Raw genomic sequence first — 24,271 nt, 5'->3', positions numbered from 1 at the left:
TCTCTATGTGAATGAGTCAGATGCTTGTCAAAAACTCACTCACTATTTTACCAAACAATCGCGGCTGTTCCACATGGACCGTATGTCCTGCTTTTGGAACAATCTCTATTCTACTAGAAGGAAGCATCTTATGCACCTCTTGATTGATGGCGCAAAATTTTTCGTCCCACTCCCCGCAGATCAGAAGCACAGGAACATCTATTTCCTCTACACGGCTCCACAAGGAGGGCTGTGAACCGGTGCCCATGCCGGTTAAACTGTTCGCAAGCCCAATCTTATTGTTCCGCAGACGGCCCGATCGTATCCTGTGCCGAATATCTTCAGCCAGCCTCTGCTGAGATGAAAACAAAGGGATATTCTCCCAATATGCAACAAACGCTTTGAGCCCGGCACGCAAAATAAAATCAGCAAGCTTCCGGTCCCGCATGATCCGTTCCCGCCGTTCCCCAAGTGTTTTAAGCCCCGGCGTCGTGCTTTCAAGCACAAGTGACGATACCCGCTCGGGATATGTCATCGCAAAAGAGTAAGCAAGCCTTCCTCCCATAGAATACCCAATCAATTTCACTTTGTGAAGTTTTAATTGATCAAAAATCTCGGCAAGGTCAGAAACTTGCCGGCTTGTGCTGTATCTTTTCCCATTCAGCGGGGCATCGGTTTCCCCATGCCCTAAACAATCAATTTTGATCAAGCGGGAATCAGGCAGCATCTCATCAAGAAAAGTCCATGATTGTTTGCTGCCGGTAAACCCGTGCAGACAAACGACGGCTTCGGAAGCATTCGGTCCCTCGTCTGCCACTGCATATCGGACACCATTTGATACCGTTATGTTTACAGTTCCCATTGTTTTTTCACTTCCCGCACAGCCTCATTCAGCATATCGCGATGAAGCTGGACTCTTGATTGGCGATCCGTTTTGATTTCAATCAAATGGAGTCCGGGCTTGTCTGCCTGCGGCGCGTAAGCTGTTTTGAATTCATCCCAAGAAGCCGGGCATGAATACGTTCCGCCGTAAAGTGCAGCCGCATGCTTGAAATCGAGCCCTGTCGGTGTGCCGAACAAATCTTCAAAGTGTGTCTTCTCAGAAGCCTGCGGCAAAAAGGAGAAAATCCCTCCTCCGTCATTATTGACAAGAATCACAGTAAGAGGAATACCCAGCTTTTTGGCCGCCAGCAGGCCGTTTAAATCGTGATAAAAAGATAAATCTCCAATCACAAGGGTAACAGGCGCTTTTGTTCCTTCACATACCCCCATGGCAGAGGAGACGACACCGTCTATCCCGTTTGCTCCCCGGTTTGAATAAATCCGGAAAGGGCGGTCCTGCTTTTCAAAAAACGTATCAACATCCCTGATCGGCATGCTGTTTCCCACAAACAGCGAGCTGTTTTCAGGCACAAGATGCTGAAGGATTCGATAGAGATTGCCTTCAAACGAAACATCTTCACTGCTGATTGTTTGCAGATGCTCGCGGAACCGCCCATTGACAAACTGCCACTTTTCCAGCCACTCTGAGGATCTGGCAGCAGCAGTAAGGCCTGCCATGATCTCCTCAGCAAAAACAGACGCATTACAATGAATCATATGCGCGCTTGCCTGTGTCGGGTCTCTCCACCCTCCATCCTCGTCAATCACGATTTGCTGAATCGCCGGATCATCCCTAAGCCATAAGAAAACCGGTTTTGAAACAGGCATCGGTCCAAACCGAATGACAACATCAGGACGAAGTTTCCGCTTTAGCTCATCATCTTTTAAAAACGAATCATACGCATCAATAACAGTGCTTTTATCATGAACACCATTCCGCAGATTAGACAGCGGATCCGCTAAAATTGGATACTGAAGCGCTTTTGAAAGCGCAATAATGTTTTCCTTGTCCGCATCACTATGGAGCTCTCCGCAGACGATCATTCCTTTTTCAGCCTCTGCGAGCATCTCAGCCACATCAGACAGGGACTCGCGGTCAACAGACTGCGTACCCGTTTTCACAGACACATGACGGCCTGTTCTCATTCTTCCAAACGGCTCATCTGAAAGATCCGGCATCAGCGGTTCGCGCAGCGGCACATTCACATGGACAGGCCCCATTGGGCGCTTTTGTGCTTCTCCGGCAGCGCGGCTTGCCAGCATTCGGATGTATCTCAGCATTTGCGGAGACTCTTCAGGAAGAGCAGAGTCTGTGAAAAACTTAACAAAGTTACCGAATAAGAAGTGCTGATTAATAGCCTGCGGTGCGCCTACTTCGCGCAGCTCATGAGGCCGATCAGCAGTTAACACAATAATAGGCACCCTTGAATAATGGGCTTCAACCACAGCCGGATAAAAGTTGGCCGCGGCTGTTCCAGATGTACAGATCAATAGTACGGGACGCTGCTTCGCTTTTGCCAAACCTAAGGCAAAAAATCCGGCAGATCTTTCATCAATTTGGACATGGACGCTGATATCGGAATGCGCAGCACAAAGAACAGCCAGCGGTGTAGATCTTGAGCCTGGACAAACGACGGCGTCCGTAATTCCGGAAAGGGCGAATTCATCAATAAAACTTCCGATGTAATGAGTAATCGGGTTGACTGTCAACGCCTCTCACCTCCTAATGCAGAGATCATCGGCTTTAATTTAATCTGTGTTTCTTCATATTCCGAGATTGGTTCCGAGTCTTCCACAATACCGCACCCGGCAAACAGCCTTGCTGTGCTTCCTTCGATGAGCCCTGAACGAATGGCTACCGCGAATTCCCCGTTATCCTGGCTGTCAATCCAGCCGATAGGGGCCGCATACCAGCCGCGGGACATCGGTTCAATCTCCCTGATCACGTCAACAGCTTTTTCCTGAGGTGCTCCCCCAAGCGCCGGAGTGGGATGCAGCTTCTCAATTAAGTCAAAAATCGATGCAGACTCGCGCAGCTGTCCGACAATCGGCGTAAACAGGTGCTGAACGCTTTTTGTTTTGTACAAAACAGGTCCATCAGGCTTTTCAACCTCTGAACAGCTTGATACAAAAGCATTATGAATCATACCTACCACAATATCATGCTCAAGCAGGTTTTTCTCATCGTTTAATAATTCAAGGCCTATCCGGCGGTCGTCTTCTTCATTCACGCCTCGTTTAATGGAGCCTGCCAGACAGGAAGACATAACAGTGCCGCCGTCTCTTTTGATCAGTCTTTCCGGAGACGCGCCGACAAAGGTTTTACCTTCTTGTTCAATTGCAAAAACATAGCTTGTCTGCTGATCGTCCAGAAGCGTTTTAAGCACCGGTTCAATTTGGATTGGACCGTCAAACGTGAGCAGCAGCTCTCGGGCAAGAACAACCTTATCATATTGTTTCTCTTTAATTTGGCTTGTGGCCGTTTCGATTGCTTTCAGCCAATCATCCTTATCCAGCTCTTCGGCTGCTGCAATCACAGCCTGATCTTCTTGCTTGAAATCGGGAACCATAAATTCCGCTGCAAAAGCTTTTAAGCCTTCTAAAACAGCTTCTGCGTCTTCTCCTCCGCTTACCCATCTGTTAACTGTTAAGAACGGGCCTTCAGCAGTCATCGTCAGCATAAGCGCAGGCACAAAGAAATCCCCTTCCGAGAAATGGTCCCATTGTGAACCTCTTTCTTCGCAAGGGTCAAAAGAAAATCCTCCGAATAACACAGGTCCCACTGCAGAATGCTGCAGCTTTTCTTCTTCATAAATATGAAAAGCCGTCTTTTTAAAGCGCTCCCATTGTTCAAAAACCTCACGATACCGCTCGCTGTTTTTTTGATTTGTCTGGAAAACCGCTTCTTTGCCAAGACCGACTATTGTCAATTCACTTTCAGGATCTGACCAAAAAAATCGATTGCCTGTATATTTTTTTGCTCCGTAATTGAAAAATGATAGAGGGTCAAGAGACTCGATTTGTCTCGAATAGCTTATTAAGACAGCATGGTTGACTTCTTTGGCTTTATGTAATGCATGTAGAACTTCCTTTCGGAACGTACGCTGCACCGTTGTCACCATGAGACATTCCTCCATAATCCTTAAAATGCTTTTAATACCATACACCTGTGTCTCCTTTGTGTCAAACACAGATCATGCAGTCCAAATGGCCTGCCTTACCTATTATAAACCTAATTTCAGAAATGAAAAAGAAACAAAGCTTAAATTTCTTTCTCCACTGATAGCAAAGGTTGTATCCGCTTACCATAAAAGGAAAACCTCCTATATTCCTCCACCCGGCATTTATGAAAGTTCTCAGGGGATCTGTTCATACTAAAGGTATGCATCACAGAGAAACGAGGCGATCACATTGCTTACAAAAGAACAGCTTCAGCATTTAAAAAATGAACTGGAACAAACGAAAAAAGATATCTTAAACCGTTTCAAAGACAATGATCATTTTCAGCTTAACTCAGCCTTTCCTTATGATTCGTGGGGTGAGCTTTCGGCATACGACAACCATCCCGGCGATCAGGCGACAGAACTTTACGAGCGTGAGAAAGACATCGCTCTAGACTTGCATGAGCGAGAGCACCTTCGGGACATTGAGCATTCATTAAAAGCGATAGAAAACGGTACGTACGGTATTTGTGAAGTAAGCGGAAAGGAAATCCCTTACGAAAGACTTGAAGCGCTTCCGACTGCCACAACACTCGCGGAGTATTCGTCACAGGACGTGGTGTCCAAAGACCGTCCGATCGAAGAAGAAACACCTTTCGGGCAATTTGAATTTGATGATGATGAAGAAATCAGAGCGCCATATGACAGTGAAGATTCCTATCAGGATGTCGAAAAATATGGTAACTCACAAACGCCGCAGGATATGGAAAACCCTCCGCTCAGCTATGATGATATGACGATGAATGCCGAAGAGAATATCGGCAATACGGAGTCTTACGAAAATTTCATCGCTACAGATATCACTGGAAAAGAAATTACCGTTTATCAAAGCAGAGCCCATGAGCGCTATGAAGAAGAACTTGACGAAGAGGGAATCATGACCACATTCGGCGATCTCCACGCTGATTGAACCCCCGATTATTGGGGGTTCTTTTCCGTTTTCAGCATATCGTAAATCAGCTTCAGATAATCCTTTTGCAGGCCGATGTCATACCGCTCGCCCTCTAGCAATTTCCCGTATACGGTACATGCCCCGAGCGAAGCTTTTATCGCATCCGTTACCTGCACTTCTCCTCCGCTATCAGCTTCTAATGCCTCCAGCTCATTAAAAATATCCGGTGTGAAAATATAACGCCCTGCTGCGGCAAAATGAGACGGAGGGTTTTGTTTAGGCTTTTCCACAATATCCTGTATGCGATAAAGCCCTTTTTCAACAGGCTCCCCTTTTATCACCCCGTAATGATGTAAATCCTCCGTTTTTGTTTCTTTTAAGCCGATTACACTGGACTGATATTTCGTATATGCTTCAATCAGCTGCCCCAAAGCCGGCTGATTGGCGGAAAAAATCAGATCATCTGGCAAAACGACGGCAAAAGGCTCTCCGCCTGCAAATTGCTTTCCGAAAGAAATGGCGTCGCCAAGACCCTTTGCATAAGGCTGCCGCACATAGTGAATCCGTATATCCGGAATGGGATGCTCACTAAGCAAATGCAGTTTATTCTTAGAGGCCAAAAAAGCCTCAAGTGCCAAAGAGGAATCAAAATAGTCGACAATCAGATTTTTATGGCTCGATACAACCATCAAAATGTCCTCAATGCCTGACTCCTTTAATTCTTCAACAAGATAATGAATCACAGGCTTAGATCCTACCGGAAACATTTCTTTCGGAATCACCTTCGTCACCGGCAGATTTCTCGTGCCGAATCCGCCTGCAGGAATGATCGCTTTTTTTATCATGTTATTTTCCCCTCAGCTCATGTTTATTACATGATATTCCAAGAGCGCATCCCGATGTTTGTACATCTGAAATTAGGCGGAAGCAACTGGGCAGAAAGCGGAATCACGAACCAGCCCTTTTTTAATAGGATATTGATATATGACCAGTAATCTTGTAAAGGAGCTCAGGTGATGAAAATTTGTGTGGTTGGCGCCGGGTATGTCGGTTTAACCCTATCAGCGGCACTGGCATCCATCGGACATGACATGATATGCACAGACAAAGACGTCAAAAAAATTGAGCAGCTGAAAAAAGGAGTCATTCCCTTTTACGAGCCTGGGCTTTCAGATGCAATACTTCGTTGCGGCAATCTCTCGTTTTCTTCTGAAGTGAAATCGAGCATGGAGGAATGTCCCGTTATTTTTATCGCAGTCGGAACCCCGCCGCGTTCGGACGGATCAGCTGATACGAAAGCCCTGCAGTCCGTCATCGGTGATTTAAGAGAGGCAATCCGATCGTATAAAACCATCATTACGAAAAGCACTGTTCCGCCCGGGACAAATGAAAACATAGCAAAACAGCTGATTGCCTCCGGAGTGTCTAAAAACCTCTTTAATATCGTATCCAATCCGGAGTTTCTGCGGGAAGGCAATGCCTTATATGACATGCTGCATCCTGACAAAACAGTCATCGGTGTTCAGGAAGAAGATCACGTATCGGCAGCCATCGTCAAATCCATTTACAAACACATGGATACCCCTTTTATCGTTACAAGCTTAGCGGGAGCAGAGCTGATCAAATATGCCAACAATTTCTTTTTAGCGGCCAAAATTTCGTTCATTAACGAAATGGCCCGCATATGTGAAGCCTATCAATCAGATATCTCAGATATTTCCCGCGCTATCGGTCTAGACCCAAGGATCGGGGAGCACTTTTTGCAGGCAGGCATCGGATACGGAGGCTCTTGTTTTCCAAAGGATCTGCAGGCGCTGCAATTTGCTGCCCAGGAAAAAAACACGGAGACCTTCCTGCTCCAAGCCGTGCAGCACATTAATGACACCCAGCTCGGCCTGTATATCAAAAAAATACAGTCATTCTTCGAAACACTTCAAGGCAAGAAAGCGGCTGTACTTGGCATTTCCTTCAAACCGAATACCGATGACATCAGGAATTCTCAGGCTGTCAGACTGATGGAAAGGCTGGCGGAGCTGGGATGTGATGTTCATGCATATGATCCTGAAGCTGTACTTCCAGAACATTTGCGGCAACATGTAACTCAGCATTCTCAAGCTTTTGATGCGATCGAAGAGAGTGACTTTTTATTTTTGGCGACAGAATGGCCTGAGTTTTTAGCGTTTGATTGGAAAAAGGCTGCAGATATCATGAAAGGGCGTCTTGTGATTGACGGGCGCAACGTACTGAAAAAAGAACTGATCGAGGCTTGCGGCCTGATCTGTACGGGAGTTGGCCGTCCATGAAAATACTCGTCACAGGAGCAGCAGGCTTTATCGGCTCCCACCTCTGCGAAGAATTACTAAAAGATAAGAAACATAACGTTATCGGAATCGATGACTTTATCGGTCCTACTCCATTTTCCTTAAAATTAAAAAACCTTAAAACCCTGCTGCAAGAAAAACGATTTACGTTCATAAAGGAAAATCTGCTGACAGCGGATCTTTCGCCCTTACTGGAAGGAGTGGACGTCATCTTTCATTTGGCGGCCATTCCGGGTGTCCGCTCAAGCTGGGGCAGTCATTTCCACCCATATGCCGCACATAATATCCAAGCGCTTCAAAGACTCCTTGAGGCATGCCGGGAACATGCTATTCAAACGTTCGTCTTTGCATCCACCTCTTCCGTCTATGGCGAAAAACAAGGAAAAGTCAGCGAAAACACGTCGCTTTCTCCTTTATCTCCGTACGGGGTAACAAAGCTTACGGGAGAAAAGCTTTGCCATGTGTATCAACAGAGCTTTGGCATTCCAATTGTGATTCTCCGTTTTTTTACCGTATACGGGCCAAGACAGCGGCCGGATATGGCTTTTCACCGGCTCATTAAGCTGCACCTTCAGCAAAAGCCGCTTACCATCTTCGGTGATGGGCAGCAGTCAAGAGATTTCACTTATATCGGCGACTGTGTCAAAGGCATCACCGCTGTTCTTGGGAAGCCTCACCTTATTGGTGAAACAGTAAATATCGGCGGCGCAGAGCGTGCCTCAGTCTTAAAGGTTGTCTCCCTCATTGAGGATATTTCCGGCAGAAAAGCAACACTGCACTTTTCGGACAAAATAGCAGGGGAACCGAGCAACACGTGGGCGGATATTTCAAAAGCAAAACAGCTCTTGCATTATAATCCCGCCACATCCTTAAAGGATGGCTTGACAAACGAAATCGCCTATTTATCGTCGCTGTATCAGGGGGAATAAAAATGAAGCTTGCCTTTATCTGTACAGAAAAGCTGCCGGCGCCCGCAGTACGCGGCGGCGCTATTCAAATGATGATTGACGGTGTCACGCCCTATTTCAGCAGCAGGTACGACCTGACCATTTTTTCAATAGAAGATCCATCGCTTCCAAAAAGAGAAACAAAAGACGGCGTACATTATATCCATCTGCCAAAAGAACATTACCGCGAGGCGGTAGCCGAAGAGCTGCGAGCCTCTTCCTTTGACCTCATTCATGTGTTCAACAGGCCTTTAAATGTCTCTTTATATAAAAAAGCCTCACCAAACAGCAAGATCGTTCTGAGCCTGCATAACGAAATGTTTTCTGAGAAAAAGATGACCTTCGCGCAAGGAAAAGAAGTACTCGACAATGTCTCCATGATCACAACTGTGAGCGAATTTATTAAACAAACCGTCATTGAACGTTTTCCTGAAGCTGAGGACATCACAAAAGTTGTGTACTCCGGCGTTGATTTAAACTCTTATCCGCCTGTCTGGACAATGAAAGGCTCGGCTGTCAGAAAAACATACCGGAAAAAATACGGTATTGAAGATAAAAAAGTTATTTTATTCGCCGGCCGCTTAAGCCCGACAAAAGGACCTCACCTTCTCATTCACAGCATGAGAAGGATTTTGCAGCAGCACCCTGATGCTGTACTGGTCATAGCAGGCGGGAAGTGGTTCAGCGATGACAGCGAAAACCAATATGTAACCTATCTGCGTACGCTGGCGCTGCCATACAGAGACCACATAATTTTTACAAAATTCATTCCCGCTGACGACATCCCAAACCTTTTTCTGATGGCAGATGTATTTGTGTGCAGCTCTCAGTGGAACGAACCCCTCGCCCGTGTGAATTATGAAGCAATGGCGGCCGGCACGCCCTTAATTACCACAAACCGGGGCGGAAACGGAGAAGTCGTAAAAGACGAAGTCACCGGCCTTGTCATCGACAGATACAACAAACCTTCTTCATTTGCAAAAGCAATTGACAGAGCCTTTACAGATCAAGAATTAATGATCAAAATGACAAAAAACGCCCGACAGCATGTAGAAGCTTTATTTACCTTTACCCATGCGGCCAAAAGGCTCAATACTGTTTACCAATCCGTTCTGACCCCGAAAAACAAACAATTTCCGCCGCCTTTTCTGACGCAAAATTTTGATTTATCATCTATCAATCAGCTTTTTGTGAAAGCAAAAACATAAAACCTACAGCTCGTGTTGCAAAACGGGCTGTTTTTTTGCTGCAGAGAACATGAAAAAAGGCATAAATATGACTTTATGCCTTGCGCTTTACGGTTTGAGAAAACCATGGAGCTGGTTTAGATTCACTTGGAAGAATGATGATTTCCACTTTAGCTTCTTCCGCTAAGTCTGGTTCTTCATCTTCCTCCTCTTCTTCTTCATATGGGGATACTGAGCGTTTCGAATCACGCTCCTCCTCAGGCTCCAGAGTGGTTTCGAATTTTGTTTCTTCTTCATCATCGACGATTTTGTGATCTGTTTCCTTTTCCTTCGTTTCTTCTTGATATTCTTTCGGTGCATTGATGTGAGGGAGCTCTCGAATGCTGCCCACATCTAAATGCTTCTCCTCTTCTTCCTTCTCAGCTGAGATTGAGTCATGAGCCTGCCATCCCATCGGTCCAGGCGGTGTAAATACGAATTGGTCGAGATCCAGTTTAGAAATAGAGGCTTTTTGTCTCGATGACCTCATGTCAATTCGCCTCCCGATACGCTTTTATCTTTTTATACAGTTCCGGCAGTTTATCCAAAAACGAATCTTTAGATTCTTCAACAGAAATCATGTTTTGCAGCGCCCAGTTATACTTCTCATCTGACCACGTTTTCTTTTGCTTCAAATAATACTTGTGCCCGATTGCACAGAACAAATGCGGAAACGCGAGATCAATCCAAAGTACCTCGTACTGTTTTTCTGTGAGCGGATACACTGCGTCGTAGGACGCAAGCAGTGCAACCATGAAATCAGTATCCCATACAGAAAGCTTAACCATCACTTTATTCAGCAGAATACGAAGGTCTCTTGACGGCAAATCGTAGGTAATCGAGTGAAGCTCCTTTAAAAAAGGCTCCCCTTCGATCTCTGTCAAACGTGCCAATGTAAAATCCTGAAAACAGAATCCGCCATGCTCGAGCGTTTCTTTTGTCCAGGTTTCGTATTCTGAGTCATCAAGCGCCTGAAGAGCTTCTTTTCCTCTTGCCAGCATTTTATCAGCATGTTTTAAGAAAGTTTGCGAAAATACGTCATCAGGATAGGATGCCGCGATCTGCATATTCCCTTCAAGTTCCTGCAACTTCCATCGGTACAATTTGTGCCATTTTCCCAGCCTGCTTCTCTTCTTGCTTTCATCTGTGCAAACATATCCTTTTGAGGCATGATGAAAATGGCCGGCAAATGACATGACTTTTTTCATTTGCTCTGCATCATAGTAAATCATTTCTTTTCCTGTCACTTTGTCATATAAGCTGTAAGAAACCTGATCCGTGCCCAAGCAGCTACCGCCATTTTTTGTTTGATGAATCGGTGCTATCGGCAGCCCTTTCTCTTGTAAATGGGCGTGTGCCTGAGTGATAAAAAGCATCCGCTCCGGTTTCATTTGCGCTTCTTTTAGCAGCTTTGGGCCATGATCAGTTTGTATTTCCCAGATTTTGCGCCCACTTTTGTTCGATTTCAGCGCCACATTGTCAATATGAAAAGGATAATAGCTGAGAATTTCGGACACAATCTGTTCTTCATGCTCTTTTTGGTACACTCTGTTCACCCCTTCTATCTGTTCTTTTCATAGACGCTGAGCAGATTTTCAGCCACCCTCTGCCAGCCAAAATTGCTTTCTGCCTCACGGCGGCTGTATTTCCCAAGCCGTTCCCGCTTTTCCGAGCTGCTCAGCAAATCATTGATATGTTCGGCATATTGTTTAGGATTTTCAAAGTCATGAATGATGTAGCCGTTTTTCCCTTCCTCTATGACCTCTGGATTGCCTCCCCGATTGCTTGTAATAATAGGAAGTCCCGCAGCCATCGCTTCATAATGCACCCTTGCTAAAGGCTCCTGCCATTGCGAAGAGCATACAAATACATCTGACATGGTATAAAGGCGCGGAATGTCCTTTGGCTTCACAAATTGAATAAATGTGACATGATCCTTTTGCATCGCACCGAGGGTATGAAGATGTTTGACATAGTTATTTAATTCATTATCTCCGAACCATTTTGACCCGATAAACACCATCATGACATCGGGGTGCTCCTCAATGATGTCCGGCAAAGCCTGCAATAATATGTGCGGGCCTTTGACTTTGCTAAGCCGGCCGACAAACAAGACGATTTTTTTGCCGTGAAGCCCCAGCTCGCTTCGCATCTCTTCGCGAGCCCGCTGCCCTTCATTCGTCCAGCGAGGGTGGTACGTTTTTAAATCCACACCGGAATACACCGTTTGTGTTTTTGATCGTGCTGACGGAAAACGGCTTGTGATCGTCTGTCCGATATAATCGCTGACCGTAACAATCTGCGCTACGGAGTCGATGCAAATCTCGCCTTCCGTCTGGCTGATTTTATCGTAAGCGAACATTTCATTGTGAACGCTTAAAATAAAAACAGCATCCGGCGCCTGTTTCTTCAATTTCGGAACCCAGCTTGGGCGATTACAAACATGCACAAGATCAAAACGGCTCTTTTTCAGCTCTGCTCCAACGGCTTCTTCATAACGGTCTTCATCCAAATGCACATAATGGACACCGTCTACCTTCTCTCTATCAGCGAGATTCGGATCTTTAATAGAAAACACAGTCACCTCATGTTTTTTGGCAATTAAAGGGGCAACCGCTTCGAGGTAGATTTGAATGGCGCCTCCTCGAACCGATGGGACAGGAAGCTTCTCTGTGGCGATCAGTGCTATTTTCATACATAGCCTCCATTCCTGCATGATTTTTAACTAGTTAGAATCATGATACGGCTGAACAACCAACTTGTGCGGAATGGGACTGCCCTAAAAACAAAACGGGTAAACAACCAGATTCATCTATTAAATATAGTCAAATAACTCAATCATTTTTTCCTTTTGATTCATAAGGTAGGAGTAAAACAGGTAAGGATGTGTCCTTTAATGGCAGAAAACCATGAAGTCATTGAGGAGGGGAATTCATCAGAGCTTCCTTTATCAGCAGAAGATGCAAAAAAATTAACGGAGCTGGCTGAAAATGTGCTTCAAGGATGGGATGTGCAGGCTGAAAAAATAGACGTCATTCAGGGAAACCAGATGGCGCTTGTCTGGAAGGTCCACACAGACTCCGGCGCGGTTTGTCTAAAACGAATACACAGGCCAGAAAAGAAAGCGTTGTTTTCCATTTTCGCGCAGGACTATTTAGCAAAAAAAGGCATGAAAGTTCCTGGCATACTCCCAAACAAAAAAGGTAGCCTATATTCTAAGCACGGCTCATTTCTATTTGTCGTATATGACTGGATCGAAGGAAGACCGTTTGAGCTGACTGTAAAGCAGGACTTGGAGTTTATCATGAAAGGCCTTGCTGATTTTCATACAGCTTCCGTCGGATATCAGCCGCCAAATGGCGTTCCCGTATTTACCAAATTAGGTCGCTGGCCGAATCACTACACGAAACGATGCAAACAGATGGAAACGTGGAAGCTGATGGCGGAGGCGGAAAAAGAAGATCCTTTCTCACAGCTTTATCTTCAGGAGATAGATGGCTTTATTGAAGACGGGCTGCGCATCAAAGACCGGCTTTTGCAGTCGACCTATGTTCCATGGACTGAACAGCTGAAAAAAAGCCCTAACCTTTGCCACCAGGATTACGGAACCGGAAATACACTCTTAGGAGAAAATGAACAGATTTGGGTCATTGACTTAGATACCGTTTCATTTGATCTGCCTATTCGCGATTTGCGCAAAATGATTATTCCGCTTTTGGATACGACGGGCGTTTGGGATGAAGAAACATTTCATGTCATGCTGAACGCATACGAATCCAGAGCCCCATTAACTGAAGAACAAAAACAAGTCATGTTTATTGATATGCTGTTTCCTTACGAGCTTTACGATGTCATTCGCGAAAAATACGTCCGCAAGTCTGCTTTACCGAAGGAAGAATTAGAATCAGCTTTTGAATATGAACGCATTAAATCAAACGCATTGCAGCAGCTTATTTAAGACCATCATTTCCCCCGCATATCGGGGGTTTGATCTTTATAAGATAAAGGGTAAATAAATACATGCGGAGGTTGCAAATATGAAAAAGATTGTCGGCGCTTTAGCCGTTTTTGTGATTACATATGCGCTGTTTTCAGCCGCAGGCTACCTGTTTCCTGTGGACCAAGAATGGTACAATTCATTGAAAAAACCGGACTGGACGCCAAGCGGAACTGCGATCGGGATCATTTGGGCCATCCTGTTTGCCCTGATCTCCCTTTCAGCAGCCATTGTATATGCTTCGTTTTCATTTAAAGGTGCGAAAAGCTTTTGGTTTACACTTTTGATAAATTACGTGCTCAATCAAGCATTCAGCTATTTCCAGTTTACGCAAAAAAATCTGCTGGCTGCATCGCTTGACTGCCTGCTTGTCGCCATCACAGCAATCGTATTACTGATCATTGCCAAAAAATACAGCAGAGCCGCAAGCTATCTTCTTTTGCCTTATTTTTTATGGAGTGCATTTGCGACGTTCTTATCCTTTACAATCAATTCAATGAATCTGTGAACAAAAAAAGCCGCTTATACAGCGGCTTTTTCACATCATCGGCTTGATGCCCCAAATGTCCTTCGCATATTCCCAGATCGTGCGGTCACTGGAGAAATATCCAGAATGAGCAATGTTTACAATCGAACGCTCAGACCATTTCCTTCGCTCTCGATAATCAGCTTGAATTCGCTCCTGCGCATCTGCATATGAGCTGAAATCCTTCAGCACAAAATACTCATCATTATGCGGAAGCAGCGAGTCAAAGATCGATTCAAATTCATCTGCTTCTCCTTCGAAAAAACCATTGATCAGCTGATCCGCTACCTGCCTGATTCTCCTGTCATGCTGATAATATTCCCTCGATCTATAGCCGCCGTTTTCCTGATACGATAGAACCTCATCCGCCTTTAAGCCGAACGTGTAAATACAGTCAGGTCCCACCCGCTCAAGGATCTCGATATTTGCGCCGTCATGCGTGCCGATCGTCAAAGCCCCGTTCATCATAAACTTCATATTCCCTGTACCAGACGCTTCCTTGCTTGCGGTTGAAATTTGCTCACTTACGTCTGATGCCGGAAAAATTCGCTCAGCCATAGAAACTCTATAATTTTCTAAAAAAACAACTTTGATCAACTGTTTGACCGCCGGATCATAATTGACTTTTTCTGCGACAGAATGGATCAGCTTAATGATTTTCTTGGCATAATAATAGCTTGGTGAAGCCTTTGCCCCGAAAATAAAGGTTTGCGGGTAGATTGAAAACCCCGAATCCTCCTTGAGGCGGTTATACAAATACATAATGTGAAGAACATTCAACAGCTGCCGTTTATATGCATGAAGCCGTTTCACCTGTACGTCGAATATGCTGTCAGGGTTCACAACCACCCCGGCCGTGCAAAAAATCAAATCGGCAAGCTCTTGTTTTTTCTTGCTTTTGTTGTTTTGAAACTGTTCAATAAATGCAGGATCAGAGGCGTACGGTTCTAAACGGATCAGTGATTCCGGCTGTTTGACCCATTCATCGCCGATCGCCTCTGTAATGATGGCAGACAAGCCTGGATTCGCTTTTAACAGCCAGCGCCTGTGGGCAATTCCATTCGTCTTATTGTTAAAACGATTCGGGAACAGCAAGTGAAAGTCGTGCATCTCCCTTTCCTTTAATATATCGGAATGTATTTTTGCAACGCCATTTACACTGTAGCTGCCTACTATGGCCAGATGAGCCATTTTGACAACTCCATGCGCTGTAATCGCCATGTCCTCTATCCTTTTCCAGTCTCCAGGATACTTTTCCCAAACTGCACGGCAAAACCTCTCATTGATCTCTTCAATAATCATGTACATTCGCGGGAGCAGCGGCTTAAACAAATGAATCGGCCATTTCTCGAGCGCTTCTGACAATGTTGTATGATTTGTATAAGAAATCGTATGTACAGTGATATGCCAAGCTTCTTCCCAGCTCATGTTCTCTTCATCGAGCAAAATCCGCATCAGCTCAGGCACCGCAAGCGCAGGGTGAGTGTCATTAATATGAATGCTCACTTTTTTATGCAGGCCGGATAAAGATTTATGTGTTTTTCGGTAATTGTTCACAATGCTTTTTAAGCTTGCGCATACTAAAAAATACTGCTGCTTCAGCCGTAAAATTTTCCCCTCATCATGGGTGTCATCGGGATATAAGAATTCAGAAACCGCTTCTGTTTCCCGCTTATAAGACAAAATATTACCGCCGTGATAATGCGCATAGGGCTCGGCGTTCCAAAGCCTTAACGTGTTGACAGTGCCCGTTTCATAGCCGATGATCGGGATATCATAAGGAACAGCGGTAACAATTGTCGCTTGTTCGTGGCGAAAATGCAGGCGCCCGCTTTTTTCTGTCATATGGACTTCGCCCCAAAACGGCACGTCCACTGCTTGATCCGCATTCCTTACTTCCCATACGTTCCCGTTTTTCAGCCATTGCTCAGGCAGCTCCACCTGATGCCCGTCTACAATTTTTTGCTCAAACAAACCATGCTTATAACGTATGCCCATGCCGTGCCCAGGCAGGTTCAACGAAGCAAGCGAATCTAAAAAGCAAGCGGCCAAGCGCCCAAGTCCGCCATTGCCGAGACCTGCATCGTTCTCTATCTGAAGGATCTCCTCTAAATTGATGCCGATTTCCTTTAAACCAGCTTCTACAACATCACGAACACCAAGATTCATTAAGTTTTGCTCAAGGAGCTGACCGAGCAGAAATTCGATTGATAAATAATATGTCTGCTTCCCGGAATTTGATCTGCTTTTTTCATTCGTTTCGATCCAATCAGCGCTGATATACTCTCTGACCATATTGCCCAACGTTTTATATTGATCCAGCTTGGCAGAATCTTTAAAACTTTTTCCGCACGTCATTTCCAGACGCTTTAAAAATAAGTCTGCAAAGCGTTCTTCACTCGAGAACATCCCGTCCACTCCTTGTCACCTGCTCGAAAATACGCTGATACTCTTTAGCCGACTTCCCCCAGCTGTAATCTGCATTCATTGCGGTCTTCATGATGCTCTGCCATACATCCTGTTGGCGATAAAACGACAGCGCCCTTTCAATCGTAAATTTCAGATCATGCGCATTAAAGGCAGAAAACGTAAAGCCATTGCCCGTTCCCTCTTTCTCCTGATAGGCACGGACAGTGTCGTAAAGACCGCCCGTTTCCCTGACAATCGGAATGGCGCCATATTGAAGAGCAATGAGCTGCCCCAAACCGCACGGCTCAAATTTCGACGGCATCAAAAACATATCAGAGCCCGCATAAATTTGATGGGCTAGCGGCTCATCAAACCCGATATAAGCCCGGCACTTCTCATGAAAAGCAAATTCTGCATACCGGAAATAATCTTCAAATTCACGTTCTCCTGTGCCCAGCACAACCAGCTGTATGTCTTGCTCCTCAAGAAGTTCGTGCATAATTCTGCGGACAAGATCAAGCCCCTTTTGTTTAGTGAGCCTTGTCACCATACTAATCAGCGGAATATCGTTTTTCTCTGGAAGCCCTATCCGCCGCTGAAGCTTCGTTTTGTTTTCCAACTTGCATGCAAGATCCCCTGAATCGTATTGCGCCTCTATATAAGGGTCGCTTTTCGGCTGATAGAACGTATCATCAATGCCATTTAATATGCCGGTTACATCATCTTCCCTATATTGCAAAACCTGTTCCAACTGCTCACCATAATACGGCGTCATGATTTCATTTCTGTAAGTGGGGCTCACAGTTGTCACATGATCAGCCGCAATGATGCCCGCCTTCATAAAATTAACAAATCCGTTGCATTCTAACCTTTCATAATGAAAATGATCCATCTCAAGACCCAGCAAGTCATGTGTGACATCAGGAGGGAATATGCCTTGAAACTGCAGGTTGTGGATCGTGAGCACGCTTTTCATCCGTTCATAAAAAGGATGTTTTCTGTACTCCTCTTTCAGCAAATAATTGACCATCGCTGTATGCCAATCGTGAGTATGAACAATATCGGCTTGAACATTCACAACTTTGGCAGTCTCCAGCACAGCTCTTGAAAAAAAGGCAAACCGTTCACCGTCATCATAATGCCCGTACAACGAATCCCTGTTGAAATAGTACTCATTGTCGATGAAGTAATAATTCACATCATCTTCGGCCATATGTTCAATACCGCAATATTGCTGACGCCAGCCGACAGCTACCGTACACTCAGCCTTTTTCTTCATACGCTTTTTCCACGGCTCAGGTATTTGGCTGTACTTCGGCAGCATCACATATACTTCATTGCCTAATCGCGCAAGCGCCTTCGGAAGAGCGCCTGCTACATCGGCAAGACCTCCTGATTTAACAAATGGGGTGCATTCAGACACAGCAAATAATATCTTCAAGAATTCATCAGCTCTCCTTGCACCAAACCTTTTCTTAATACAAGCGGCTGGTCAGCTGTTCCAGCAGCTTCCGTCGCCTTGCCGATTTTAACGTCCTTATCAGAAATGACCTGCTCAAGAAGGCAATCCTCGCCAATCTGCGTTTTTTGCATAATAATACAGTTTTTCAGCTTCGTTCCCTTTCCGACATGGACCGCCCTGAACAAAATGCAGTTTTCAACCTCTCCTTCAAGCACACAGCCGTTTGCCACCAAAGAATTTTTGACAGTGCTGTGTTTTCCGTATTTCGTAGGCGGTTCATCCTTCACTTTTGTGTAGATAGGCTGCTGCGGCAAAAACACCTGCTGCCAAAAACGGGGCTGAATGAGTTCCATACTGTGGGTATAATATTTTTCCACCGAATCAATAACTGCGGCATAACCTGAATATTCATAAGGGCAAATGGTCAGAGCGGAAGCTTCCTTTTCAACAGCCTCCTGAATGGTTTTATAGCCTTTTTCACTATGTCCGTAGATCAAATCTTTTAAAAGTGTTGTAGACATGATATAAATTTGCAGCGACTGGCCGTCCTGAAATACCTCGGTGACATCGCAGCCAACCTCCTGATGGCGTTTCAGCACATATTGAAATTGAATGTTGCATACGGTATGGCTGTTGGAGATTACAGCAAATTGCTGAGTGCTTCTGTGGAAGTAATCTAGATGGTCCGAAAACTGGCGAAAGGAACCGAATTCATCGTATTCGTGATGAAGATGGGGAGACGGGAAAAAAAAGAGGCCGTCCTTTTTCCGGTGCAAATCCCATTCCTTACCCGCCCCAAGATGATCCATGAGTGAACGGTAACGATACTTCGGAAAAATTGCAACACTCCTAATATCCGCATTCACCATGTTGGAAAGCATAAAATCAATCAGTCGGTACCTGCCGGCAAAAGGGATCGCCCCGAGCGACCGCTGTGCTGTTAAATCCTGAAGAGAATGCTTATATGTGGTTTCATCTATAACACCTAACATTTGATTATTGAACACTGACTCTGCCCCCTCTTCAGTAATTAAATCAATTCTTTTTCTACAAATTCCTCTGAAACGAGCAGCACCTCTTCAATGTCTTTTTCGGAGCGAATCACTGCGCCATCCGGCAGCACCATCCCATTAGGAACGATGGCATTTTCAATGACTACATGCTCCCCAATCGTCACATCCGGCATTATGACGGATGATGTAACAGTCGTATGCTTTCCAACAGTCACACCTTGAAAAAGAACGGAGTGAGACACATTTCCATATACAACACAACCTTCGTTCACAAGCGAATCGTGAACCTGCGCATCAGATGAAATAAATTGCGGAGGCTGATTTGGATTGACGGAGTAAATTTTCCATTTGCGTTCAAACAGCTTCAGCTCCGAGTCCTCTTTTAACAAATCCATATTGGCTTCCCACAAGCTCTGCACCGTTCCGACATCCTTCCAATATCCCTTGAACGGATAAGCAGAAAGCTTCTTTTTCTCTTCCAAAAGCAGAGGAATAATGTCTTTGCCGAAGTCGTGGCTAGAATAAGGGTTTTGATCGTCCATCTCAAGATACTGTTTCAAAAGCGGCCAATTGAATATATAAATTCCCATTGAGGCAAGATTGCTCTTAGGGAATTTGGGCTTTTCATCAAAATGTGTGATCGTCCCATCTGGATTGGCCTTCATGATGCCGAACCGGCTTGCTTCCTCCCAGCCCACTTCGATGACAGAGATGGTCACATCTGCTTTCTTTTCAATGTGATAATCAAGCATTTTGCCGTAGTCCATTTTGTATATGTGATCTCCTGATAAAATCAGTACATACTCAGGATCATACTGATTCAAATAATTGAGATTTTCATAAATGGCGCTTGCCGTCCCTTTATACCATTTGACTTCTGATGACTCGGCATAAGGGGGTAAAACCGTCACGCCGCCATTATATCTATCCAGATCCCATGCACTGCCGATCCCAATATAGGAATTCAGCTCAAGCGGCTGATATTGCGTTAAAATCCCGACTGTGTCTATGCCTGAATTAGAACAGTTGCTTAGGGTAAAATCAATAATCCTGTATTTTCCCCCGAAAGATACAGCCGGTTTGGCCATATTTTTTGTTAATCCGCTGAGACGGCTGCCCTTCCCGCCGGCAAGGAGCATGGCTACACATTGTTTTTTCATCTTTTTATCTCTCCTCTTTTTTTAACCGCCCGTAAAATCGAGATGCCGTAAGGGGGGATGGTCATCGTGATATAACACGGTTTATGATGAAGTGCTCCCTTTTTAGCCGATAACGGCTTTTTGTTGATTTGCCCTGAGCCTCCATATGTTTCACTGTCACTGTTAAGCACTTCAATGTATTGAGTAAAAAAAGGAACTCCAACATCATATTGATGATAGACCACGGGTGTAAAATTACAAATGATGACAAGCGCCTCACCGTGCTTTTTGCCATAACGAATAAAAGAAAAGATTGATTGTTCGTCATTATGGACATCAATCCATTCAAACGATTGTGCACGATGGTCATGCTCATAAAGGATTTTGCTTTTTTGGTAAAAGCGGAGAAGATCTTGCGTAAAAACGCTGGCTTTCTGATGCATGGGGAAGGAGTCCAAAAACCAATCAAGCTGTTCTGTATCTTTCCATTCATCAAATTGGGCAAACTCTGATCCCATAAAGATCAATTTCTTTCCGGGATGCACTGTCATATAGCCCAGCAAAAGCCGATACTGGGCAAATTTCTGCCAGTAGTCACCAGGCATTTTATTAAGAAGTGATTTTTTTCCGTATACGACTTCATCATGAGAAAACGGCAATACAAAATGCTCACTAAACGCATATAGTAATGAAAAAGAGATAAGCTGATGACAATGCCGCCTTTCTTCGGGCGGCGTCTCCATGTATTTCAGTACGTCATTCATCCATCCCATATTCCATTTATAATGAAAACCAAGCCCCCCTTCCTCAACGGCACCTGTCACTTGAGGCCATTCTGTAGAATCTTCCGCAATCATCATCACATGGGGATATGCCTCTCTCATGGTTTGATTGAGTTTTTTTAAAAAATCAACAGCATATGGATTCGTGTGGCGTTCATCCTGATTTGGCCAATACAAGATATTAGCCACTGCATCAACCCTAAATCCATCTATATGATAGAATTCCGCCCAGTACAACGCATTCGAAATTAAAAAACTATGAACTTCCGGTTTTCCCAGGTCAAAGTTTGCCGTGCCCCATAACCAGTTCTCCCGATCACGTTCTTCTTTGTATTCATAAAGCGGTTCTCCATCAAACATATAAAGGCCATGTGCATCTTTACAAAAATGTCCGGGGACCCAATCCAAAATGACTCCGATATTTTGTTGATGACATTCATCAACAAACTTCATCAGATCATGCGGCGTGCCAAACCTGCTTGTCGGGCTGTAATACCCCGTTCCTTGGTACCCCCATGAACGATCATATGGATGCTCATACACCGGAAGCAGTTCAATATGGGTAAACCCATGCTCCTTGATATAAGGGATAAGCATCTGACTTAATTCTTTATAGGAATAATGCCTGCCATCAGAATGCTTCTTCCAAGACCCAAGATGCAGTTCATAAATGAAAACAGGTTTTTCATACAGCGTCATAGCCTTCTGTTTCTTTTGCCATTTTTGATCTTGCCAGCTATACCCTTCCAAATCGTAAGTAAGTGACGCTGTGTTTGGTCTGACTTCTGAATAAATAGCGTATGGATCTGCCTTCAGCCTGATCTCACCGTTATTCGTCACGATTTCATATTTATATCGTTCCTTTTCTTCTATACCTGGAATAAATAACGTCCAAATGCCATTATCATTCACTCTGTGCATCACATGCTCTTCTGCAGACCAGCTGTTAAAATCTCCAGCCACTCGTACTTCCGACGCATGAGGCGCCCACACACAGAATTCATATCCGCTTTTGCCATTCAGCTCGCGGTAATGCGAGCCAAACAGCTGATAGCTTTTAAACAGACTGCCTTCGTGAAAAAGATAAACATCATGTGCTGTCGGGCTGGCAGCGGCCATGTAATCATCCTTTCTGACATCATAGTTTTCATTTATAGTATTTATTCGAAGAAATAAAAAAAAGCCCTTTCCTGAAAGCGCTTATACTTATAGACAATTAACTTCATTTTCTGAAGAAAAACGAAATATATGGAGATTTTTGTAGCCTGTTTTTAAAATAAAGAACAAAATCTAAGACATATCATGATTTAGAAAACAAAAAAACCTTGCAGGATATGCAAGGCTTCTGGATGACCCGTACGGGATTCGAACCCGTGTTACCGCCGTGAAAGGGCGGTGTCTTAACCGCTTGACCAACGGGCCGATAATTATTATATCTGTAATCATATGGCGGAGAAGGAGGGATTTGAACCCTCGCGCCGCTTACACGACCTACACCCTTAGCAGGGGCGCCTCTTCAGCCACTTGAGTACTTCTCCATTTGGCTCCACAGGCAGGATTCGAACCTGCGACCGATCGGTTAACAGCCGATAGCTCTACCACTGAGCTACTGTGGAATACAAAAGTCATGGTGGGCCTGAATGGACTCGAACCATCGACCTCACGCTTATCAGGCGTGCGCTCTAACCAGCTGAGCTACAGGCCCATGACGATATAGAAATGGAGCGGGTGATGGGAATCGAACCCACGACATCAGCTTGGAAGGCTGAGGTTTTACCACTAAACTACACCCGCAATTTTTATTTGGGGCGATTGATGGGAATCGAACCCACGAATGCCAGAGCCACAATCTGGTGCGTTAACCACTTCGCCACAACCGCCAAAATATAATGATAAATGGTGGCTCGGGACGGAATCGAACCGCCGACACACGGATTTTCAGTCCGTTGCTCTACCAACTGAGCTACCGAGCCTAAGTATTTAAATGGCGGTCCGGACGGGACTCGAACCCGCGACCTCCTGCGTGACAGGCAGGCATTCTAACCAACTGAACTACCGGACCATTTTAAAATTTGGTTGCGGGGGCAGGATTTGAACCTGCGACCTTCGGGTTATGAGCCCGACGAGCTACCGAACTGCTCCACCCCGCGATGATTAGGAATATGTATGGCGGAGGAAGAGGGATTCGAACCCCCGCGGGCTTTGACACCCCTGTCGGTTTTCAAGACCGATCCCTTCAGCCAGACTTGGGTATTCCTCCGTATAGTGGTGGACCTTGTAGGACTCGAACCTACGACCGGACGGTTATGAGCCGTCTGCTCTAACCAACTGAGCTAAAGGTCCATTGGTAGCGGCGGAGGGGATCGAACCCCCGACCTCACGGGTATGAACCGTACGCTCTAGCCAGCTGAGCTACACCGCCAAATATTTTTTGAAACCAAGTGGAGCCTAGCGGGATCGAACCGCTGACCTCCTGCGTGCAAAGCAGGCGCTCTCCCAGCTGAGCTAAGGCCCCAAGAATGGTCGGGAAGACAGGATTCGAACCTGCGACCCCATGGTCCCAAACCATGTGCTCTACCAAGCTGAGCTACTTCCCGATTTCATATAGATCATGGCGCGCCCGAGAGGAGTCGAACCCCTAACCTTTTGATCCGTAGTCAAACGCTCTATCCAATTGAGCTACGGGCGCAAAACTTAATGCCGAGGGCCGGACTTGAACCGGCACGGTAGTCACCTACCGCAGGATTTTAAGTCCTGTGTGTCTGCCAATTCCACCACCCCGGCGTGGATGGTATAGTTGGAGCGGAAGACGGGATTCGAACCCGCGACCCCCACCTTGGCAAGGTGGTGTTCTACCACTGAACTACTTCCGCAGAAATGGTGCGGATGAAGGGACTTGAACCCCCACGTCTGTAAAGACACTAGAGCCTGATTCTAGCGCGTCTGCCAATTCCGCCACATCCGCAACATGTAAATGGTGAGCCATGAAGGACTCGAACCTTCGACCCTCTGATTAAAAGTCAGATGCTCTACCAACTGAGCTAATGGCTCTTCTTACAAGAGACTTGAATATTATATCATATAAAAGTGGTGCCGGCAAGAGGACTTGAACCCCCAACCTACTGATTACAAGTCAGTTGCTCTACCAATTGAGCTACACCGGCATATATGTAAAACCGATATGTATAATGAAAAATGGTGGAGGATGACGGGCTCGAACCGCCGACCCTCTGCTTGTAAGGCAGATGCTCTCCCAGCTGAGCTAATCCTCCATAATTGCACTAACGTGCAATTGCTTGGCGGCGTCCTACTCTCACAGGGGGAAACCCCCGACTACCATCGGCGCTAAAGAGCTTAACTTCCGTGTTCGGTATGGGAACGGGTGTGACCTCTTCGCTATCGCCACCAAACAAATTGAGAGTGTTCTCTCAAAACTAGATAACAGGTGTGACATCATTCAAAAATATGGTTAAGT

18 protein-coding genes, 21 tRNA genes and 1 rRNA gene are annotated in these 24,271 nt (G+C 45.3%); 6 read left to right on the top strand and 34 right to left on the bottom strand.

Annotated elements, in window-relative coordinates:
* Positions 1-16 precede the first annotated feature (16 nt).
* From menH to WA279_RS17835, 3 genes are read right to left on the bottom strand one after another with little or no spacing between them, the layout of a single operon-like run.
* Positions 17-841: a 2-succinyl-6-hydroxy-2,4-cyclohexadiene-1-carboxylate synthase gene (gene menH / locus WA279_RS17845; RefSeq protein ID WP_336156185.1), complete on the bottom strand. Its 825-nt coding sequence runs from the start codon at positions 839-841 to the stop codon at positions 17-19.
* Entirely contained in the window at positions 829-2,571 is a 1,743-nt protein-coding gene (gene menD, locus WA279_RS17840) for a 2-succinyl-5-enolpyruvyl-6-hydroxy-3-cyclohexene-1-carboxylic-acid synthase (protein WP_336156184.1), read from the bottom strand. The genes menH and menD overlap by 13 nt, the downstream gene beginning before the upstream one ends.
* Positions 2,568-3,983 carry an isochorismate synthase gene (locus WA279_RS17835; protein ID WP_015251378.1) on the bottom strand — a complete coding sequence of 472 codons (1,416 nt, stop codon included), beginning with the start codon at positions 3,981-3,983 and terminating at the stop codon, positions 2,568-2,570. The genes menD and WA279_RS17835 overlap by 4 nt, the downstream gene beginning before the upstream one ends.
* A gap of 289 nt (positions 3,984-4,272) precedes the next feature.
* Here WA279_RS17835 and WA279_RS17830 point away from each other — a divergent pair, with 289 nt between their 5' ends.
* Positions 4,273-4,992, top strand: coding sequence for a yteA family sporulation protein (locus tag WA279_RS17830; RefSeq protein ID WP_041340313.1), 720 nt, complete (start codon positions 4,273-4,275; stop codon positions 4,990-4,992).
* Positions 4,993-5,000: 8 nt separating this feature from the next.
* Here WA279_RS17830 and WA279_RS17825 read toward each other — a convergent pair whose 3' ends face one another.
* Complete coding sequence (locus WA279_RS17825) at positions 5,001-5,819, bottom strand: UTP--glucose-1-phosphate uridylyltransferase (protein WP_268548162.1); 819 nt, start codon at positions 5,817-5,819, stop codon at positions 5,001-5,003.
* Positions 5,820-5,990: 171 nt separating this feature from the next.
* Between WA279_RS17825 and WA279_RS17820 the strand changes: the two genes are divergently transcribed.
* The 3 genes from WA279_RS17820 to WA279_RS17810 are packed head-to-tail and all read left to right on the top strand — an operon-like array spanning position 5,991 to position 9,450.
* Complete coding sequence (locus tag WA279_RS17820) at positions 5,991-7,277, top strand: UDP-glucose dehydrogenase family protein (protein WP_336156183.1); 1,287 nt, start codon at positions 5,991-5,993, stop codon at positions 7,275-7,277.
* The gene (locus tag WA279_RS17815) at positions 7,274-8,224 is read left to right on the top strand and encodes an NAD-dependent epimerase/dehydratase family protein (protein WP_336156181.1); all 951 of its coding nucleotides are present in this window, start codon (positions 7,274-7,276) and stop codon (positions 8,222-8,224) included. Before WA279_RS17820 ends, WA279_RS17815 begins: the two co-directional genes overlap by 4 nt.
* Positions 8,225-8,226: 2 nt before the next feature.
* Positions 8,227-9,450, top strand: coding sequence for a glycosyltransferase family 4 protein (locus WA279_RS17810; RefSeq protein WP_336156180.1), 1,224 nt, complete (start codon positions 8,227-8,229; stop codon positions 9,448-9,450).
* Positions 9,451-9,523: 73 nt separating this feature from the next.
* On the opposite strand, the gene WA279_RS17805 is transcribed toward WA279_RS17810, so the two are convergent.
* The 3 genes from WA279_RS17805 to cotSA are packed head-to-tail and all read right to left on the bottom strand — an operon-like array spanning position 9,524 to position 12,163.
* Positions 9,524-9,958, bottom strand: a complete 435-nt coding sequence (locus WA279_RS17805; RefSeq protein WP_336156179.1) for a hypothetical protein — start codon at positions 9,956-9,958, stop codon at positions 9,524-9,526.
* Between the two features lies 1 nt (position 9,959).
* Positions 9,960-11,015 (bottom strand): spore coat putative kinase CotS, encoded by a 1,056-nt coding sequence (gene cotS, locus WA279_RS17800; protein WP_181220068.1) that lies wholly within the window; start codon positions 11,013-11,015, stop codon positions 9,960-9,962.
* A 14-nt stretch (positions 11,016-11,029) separates the two neighbouring features.
* Positions 11,030-12,163 (bottom strand): spore coat protein CotSA, encoded by a 1,134-nt coding sequence (gene cotSA / locus WA279_RS17795; protein WP_336156178.1) that lies wholly within the window; start codon positions 12,161-12,163, stop codon positions 11,030-11,032.
* Between the two features lie 189 nt (positions 12,164-12,352).
* Between cotSA and cotI the strand changes: the two genes are divergently transcribed.
* Together cotI and WA279_RS17785 are read left to right on the top strand one after the other, a co-directional pair.
* On the top strand, positions 12,353-13,426 hold the full coding sequence (gene cotI, locus WA279_RS17790; RefSeq protein ID WP_336156177.1) for a spore coat kinase CotI: 1,074 nt from the start codon (positions 12,353-12,355) through the stop codon (positions 13,424-13,426).
* Positions 13,427-13,505: 79 nt separating this feature from the next.
* Complete coding sequence (locus WA279_RS17785; protein WP_336156176.1) at positions 13,506-13,973, top strand: TspO/MBR family protein; 468 nt, start codon at positions 13,506-13,508, stop codon at positions 13,971-13,973.
* Between the two features lie 30 nt (positions 13,974-14,003).
* On the opposite strand, the gene glgP is transcribed toward WA279_RS17785, so the two are convergent.
* The 27 genes from glgP to rrf form a co-directional block, all read right to left on the bottom strand.
* On the bottom strand, positions 14,004-16,400 hold the full coding sequence (gene glgP / locus WA279_RS17780; RefSeq protein ID WP_336156175.1) for a glycogen phosphorylase GlgP: 2,397 nt from the start codon (positions 16,398-16,400) through the stop codon (positions 14,004-14,006).
* Positions 16,387-17,841 (bottom strand): glycogen synthase GlgA, encoded by a 1,455-nt coding sequence (gene glgA, locus WA279_RS17775; RefSeq protein WP_336156174.1) that lies wholly within the window; start codon positions 17,839-17,841, stop codon positions 16,387-16,389. Before glgA ends, glgP begins: the two co-directional genes overlap by 14 nt.
* Positions 17,838-18,869: a glucose-1-phosphate adenylyltransferase subunit GlgD gene (gene glgD, locus WA279_RS17770; protein ID WP_336156173.1), complete on the bottom strand. Its 1,032-nt coding sequence runs from the start codon at positions 18,867-18,869 to the stop codon at positions 17,838-17,840. The genes glgA and glgD overlap by 4 nt, the downstream gene beginning before the upstream one ends.
* A 23-nt stretch (positions 18,870-18,892) precedes the next feature.
* Positions 18,893-20,035, bottom strand: a complete 1,143-nt coding sequence (locus WA279_RS17765) for a glucose-1-phosphate adenylyltransferase (RefSeq protein WP_038829923.1) — start codon at positions 20,033-20,035, stop codon at positions 18,893-18,895.
* Complete coding sequence (gene glgB / locus WA279_RS17760) at positions 20,032-21,915, bottom strand: 1,4-alpha-glucan branching enzyme (RefSeq protein ID WP_336156172.1); 1,884 nt, start codon at positions 21,913-21,915, stop codon at positions 20,032-20,034. The genes WA279_RS17765 and glgB overlap by 4 nt, the downstream gene beginning before the upstream one ends.
* Before the next feature lie 231 nt (positions 21,916-22,146).
* A tRNA-Glu gene (locus WA279_RS17755) sits at positions 22,147-22,218 on the bottom strand.
* Positions 22,219-22,243: 25 nt separating this feature from the next.
* Positions 22,244-22,334, bottom strand: a tRNA-Ser gene (locus tag WA279_RS17750).
* Between the two features lie 3 nt (positions 22,335-22,337).
* Positions 22,338-22,412: transfer RNA gene (locus WA279_RS17745), tRNA-Asn, on the bottom strand.
* Between the two features lie 12 nt (positions 22,413-22,424).
* Positions 22,425-22,501 (bottom strand) — tRNA-Ile (locus WA279_RS17740).
* A gap of 15 nt (positions 22,502-22,516) precedes the next feature.
* Positions 22,517-22,590, bottom strand: a tRNA-Gly gene (locus tag WA279_RS17735).
* Between the two features lie 10 nt (positions 22,591-22,600).
* Positions 22,601-22,676, bottom strand: a tRNA-His gene (locus WA279_RS17730).
* Between the two features lie 17 nt (positions 22,677-22,693).
* A tRNA-Phe gene (locus WA279_RS17725) sits at positions 22,694-22,769 on the bottom strand.
* Positions 22,770-22,781: 12 nt separating this feature from the next.
* Positions 22,782-22,858, bottom strand: a tRNA-Asp gene (locus WA279_RS17720).
* An 11-nt stretch (positions 22,859-22,869) separates the two neighbouring features.
* Positions 22,870-22,946: transfer RNA gene (locus tag WA279_RS17715), tRNA-Met, on the bottom strand.
* A 17-nt stretch (positions 22,947-22,963) separates the two neighbouring features.
* A tRNA-Ser gene (locus WA279_RS17710) sits at positions 22,964-23,056 on the bottom strand.
* A gap of 6 nt (positions 23,057-23,062) precedes the next feature.
* Positions 23,063-23,139: transfer RNA gene (locus WA279_RS17705), tRNA-Ile, on the bottom strand.
* Between the two features lie 2 nt (positions 23,140-23,141).
* Positions 23,142-23,218, bottom strand: a tRNA-Met gene (locus WA279_RS17700).
* Positions 23,219-23,238: 20 nt separating this feature from the next.
* Positions 23,239-23,311, bottom strand: a tRNA-Ala gene (locus tag WA279_RS17695).
* A 5-nt stretch (positions 23,312-23,316) separates the two neighbouring features.
* Positions 23,317-23,393, bottom strand: a tRNA-Pro gene (locus WA279_RS17690).
* 15 nt (positions 23,394-23,408) lie between these two features.
* Positions 23,409-23,485 (bottom strand) — tRNA-Arg (locus tag WA279_RS17685).
* Between the two features lie 9 nt (positions 23,486-23,494).
* A tRNA-Leu gene (locus tag WA279_RS17680) sits at positions 23,495-23,580 on the bottom strand.
* Between the two features lie 14 nt (positions 23,581-23,594).
* Positions 23,595-23,669 (bottom strand) — tRNA-Gly (locus WA279_RS17675).
* 5 nt (positions 23,670-23,674) lie between these two features.
* Positions 23,675-23,761 (bottom strand) — tRNA-Leu (locus WA279_RS17670).
* A 10-nt stretch (positions 23,762-23,771) separates the two neighbouring features.
* Positions 23,772-23,847: transfer RNA gene (locus WA279_RS17665), tRNA-Lys, on the bottom strand.
* Between the two features lie 37 nt (positions 23,848-23,884).
* Positions 23,885-23,960 (bottom strand) — tRNA-Thr (locus tag WA279_RS17660).
* 32 nt (positions 23,961-23,992) lie between these two features.
* Positions 23,993-24,068, bottom strand: a tRNA-Val gene (locus tag WA279_RS17655).
* Positions 24,069-24,090: 22 nt separating this feature from the next.
* Positions 24,091-24,206 (bottom strand): 5S ribosomal RNA (rrf, locus tag WA279_RS17650).
* Positions 24,207-24,271 lie beyond the last annotated feature (65 nt).

Origin of the sequence: Bacillus sp. 204(2023), from assembly GCF_037027505.1 — a bacterium.
Lineage (GTDB): Bacteria > Bacillota > Bacilli > Bacillales > Bacillaceae > Bacillus > Bacillus subtilis.
The sequence above is the reverse complement of the archived record's forward strand: the minus strand, read 5'-3'. Positions and strand labels throughout refer to the sequence as shown.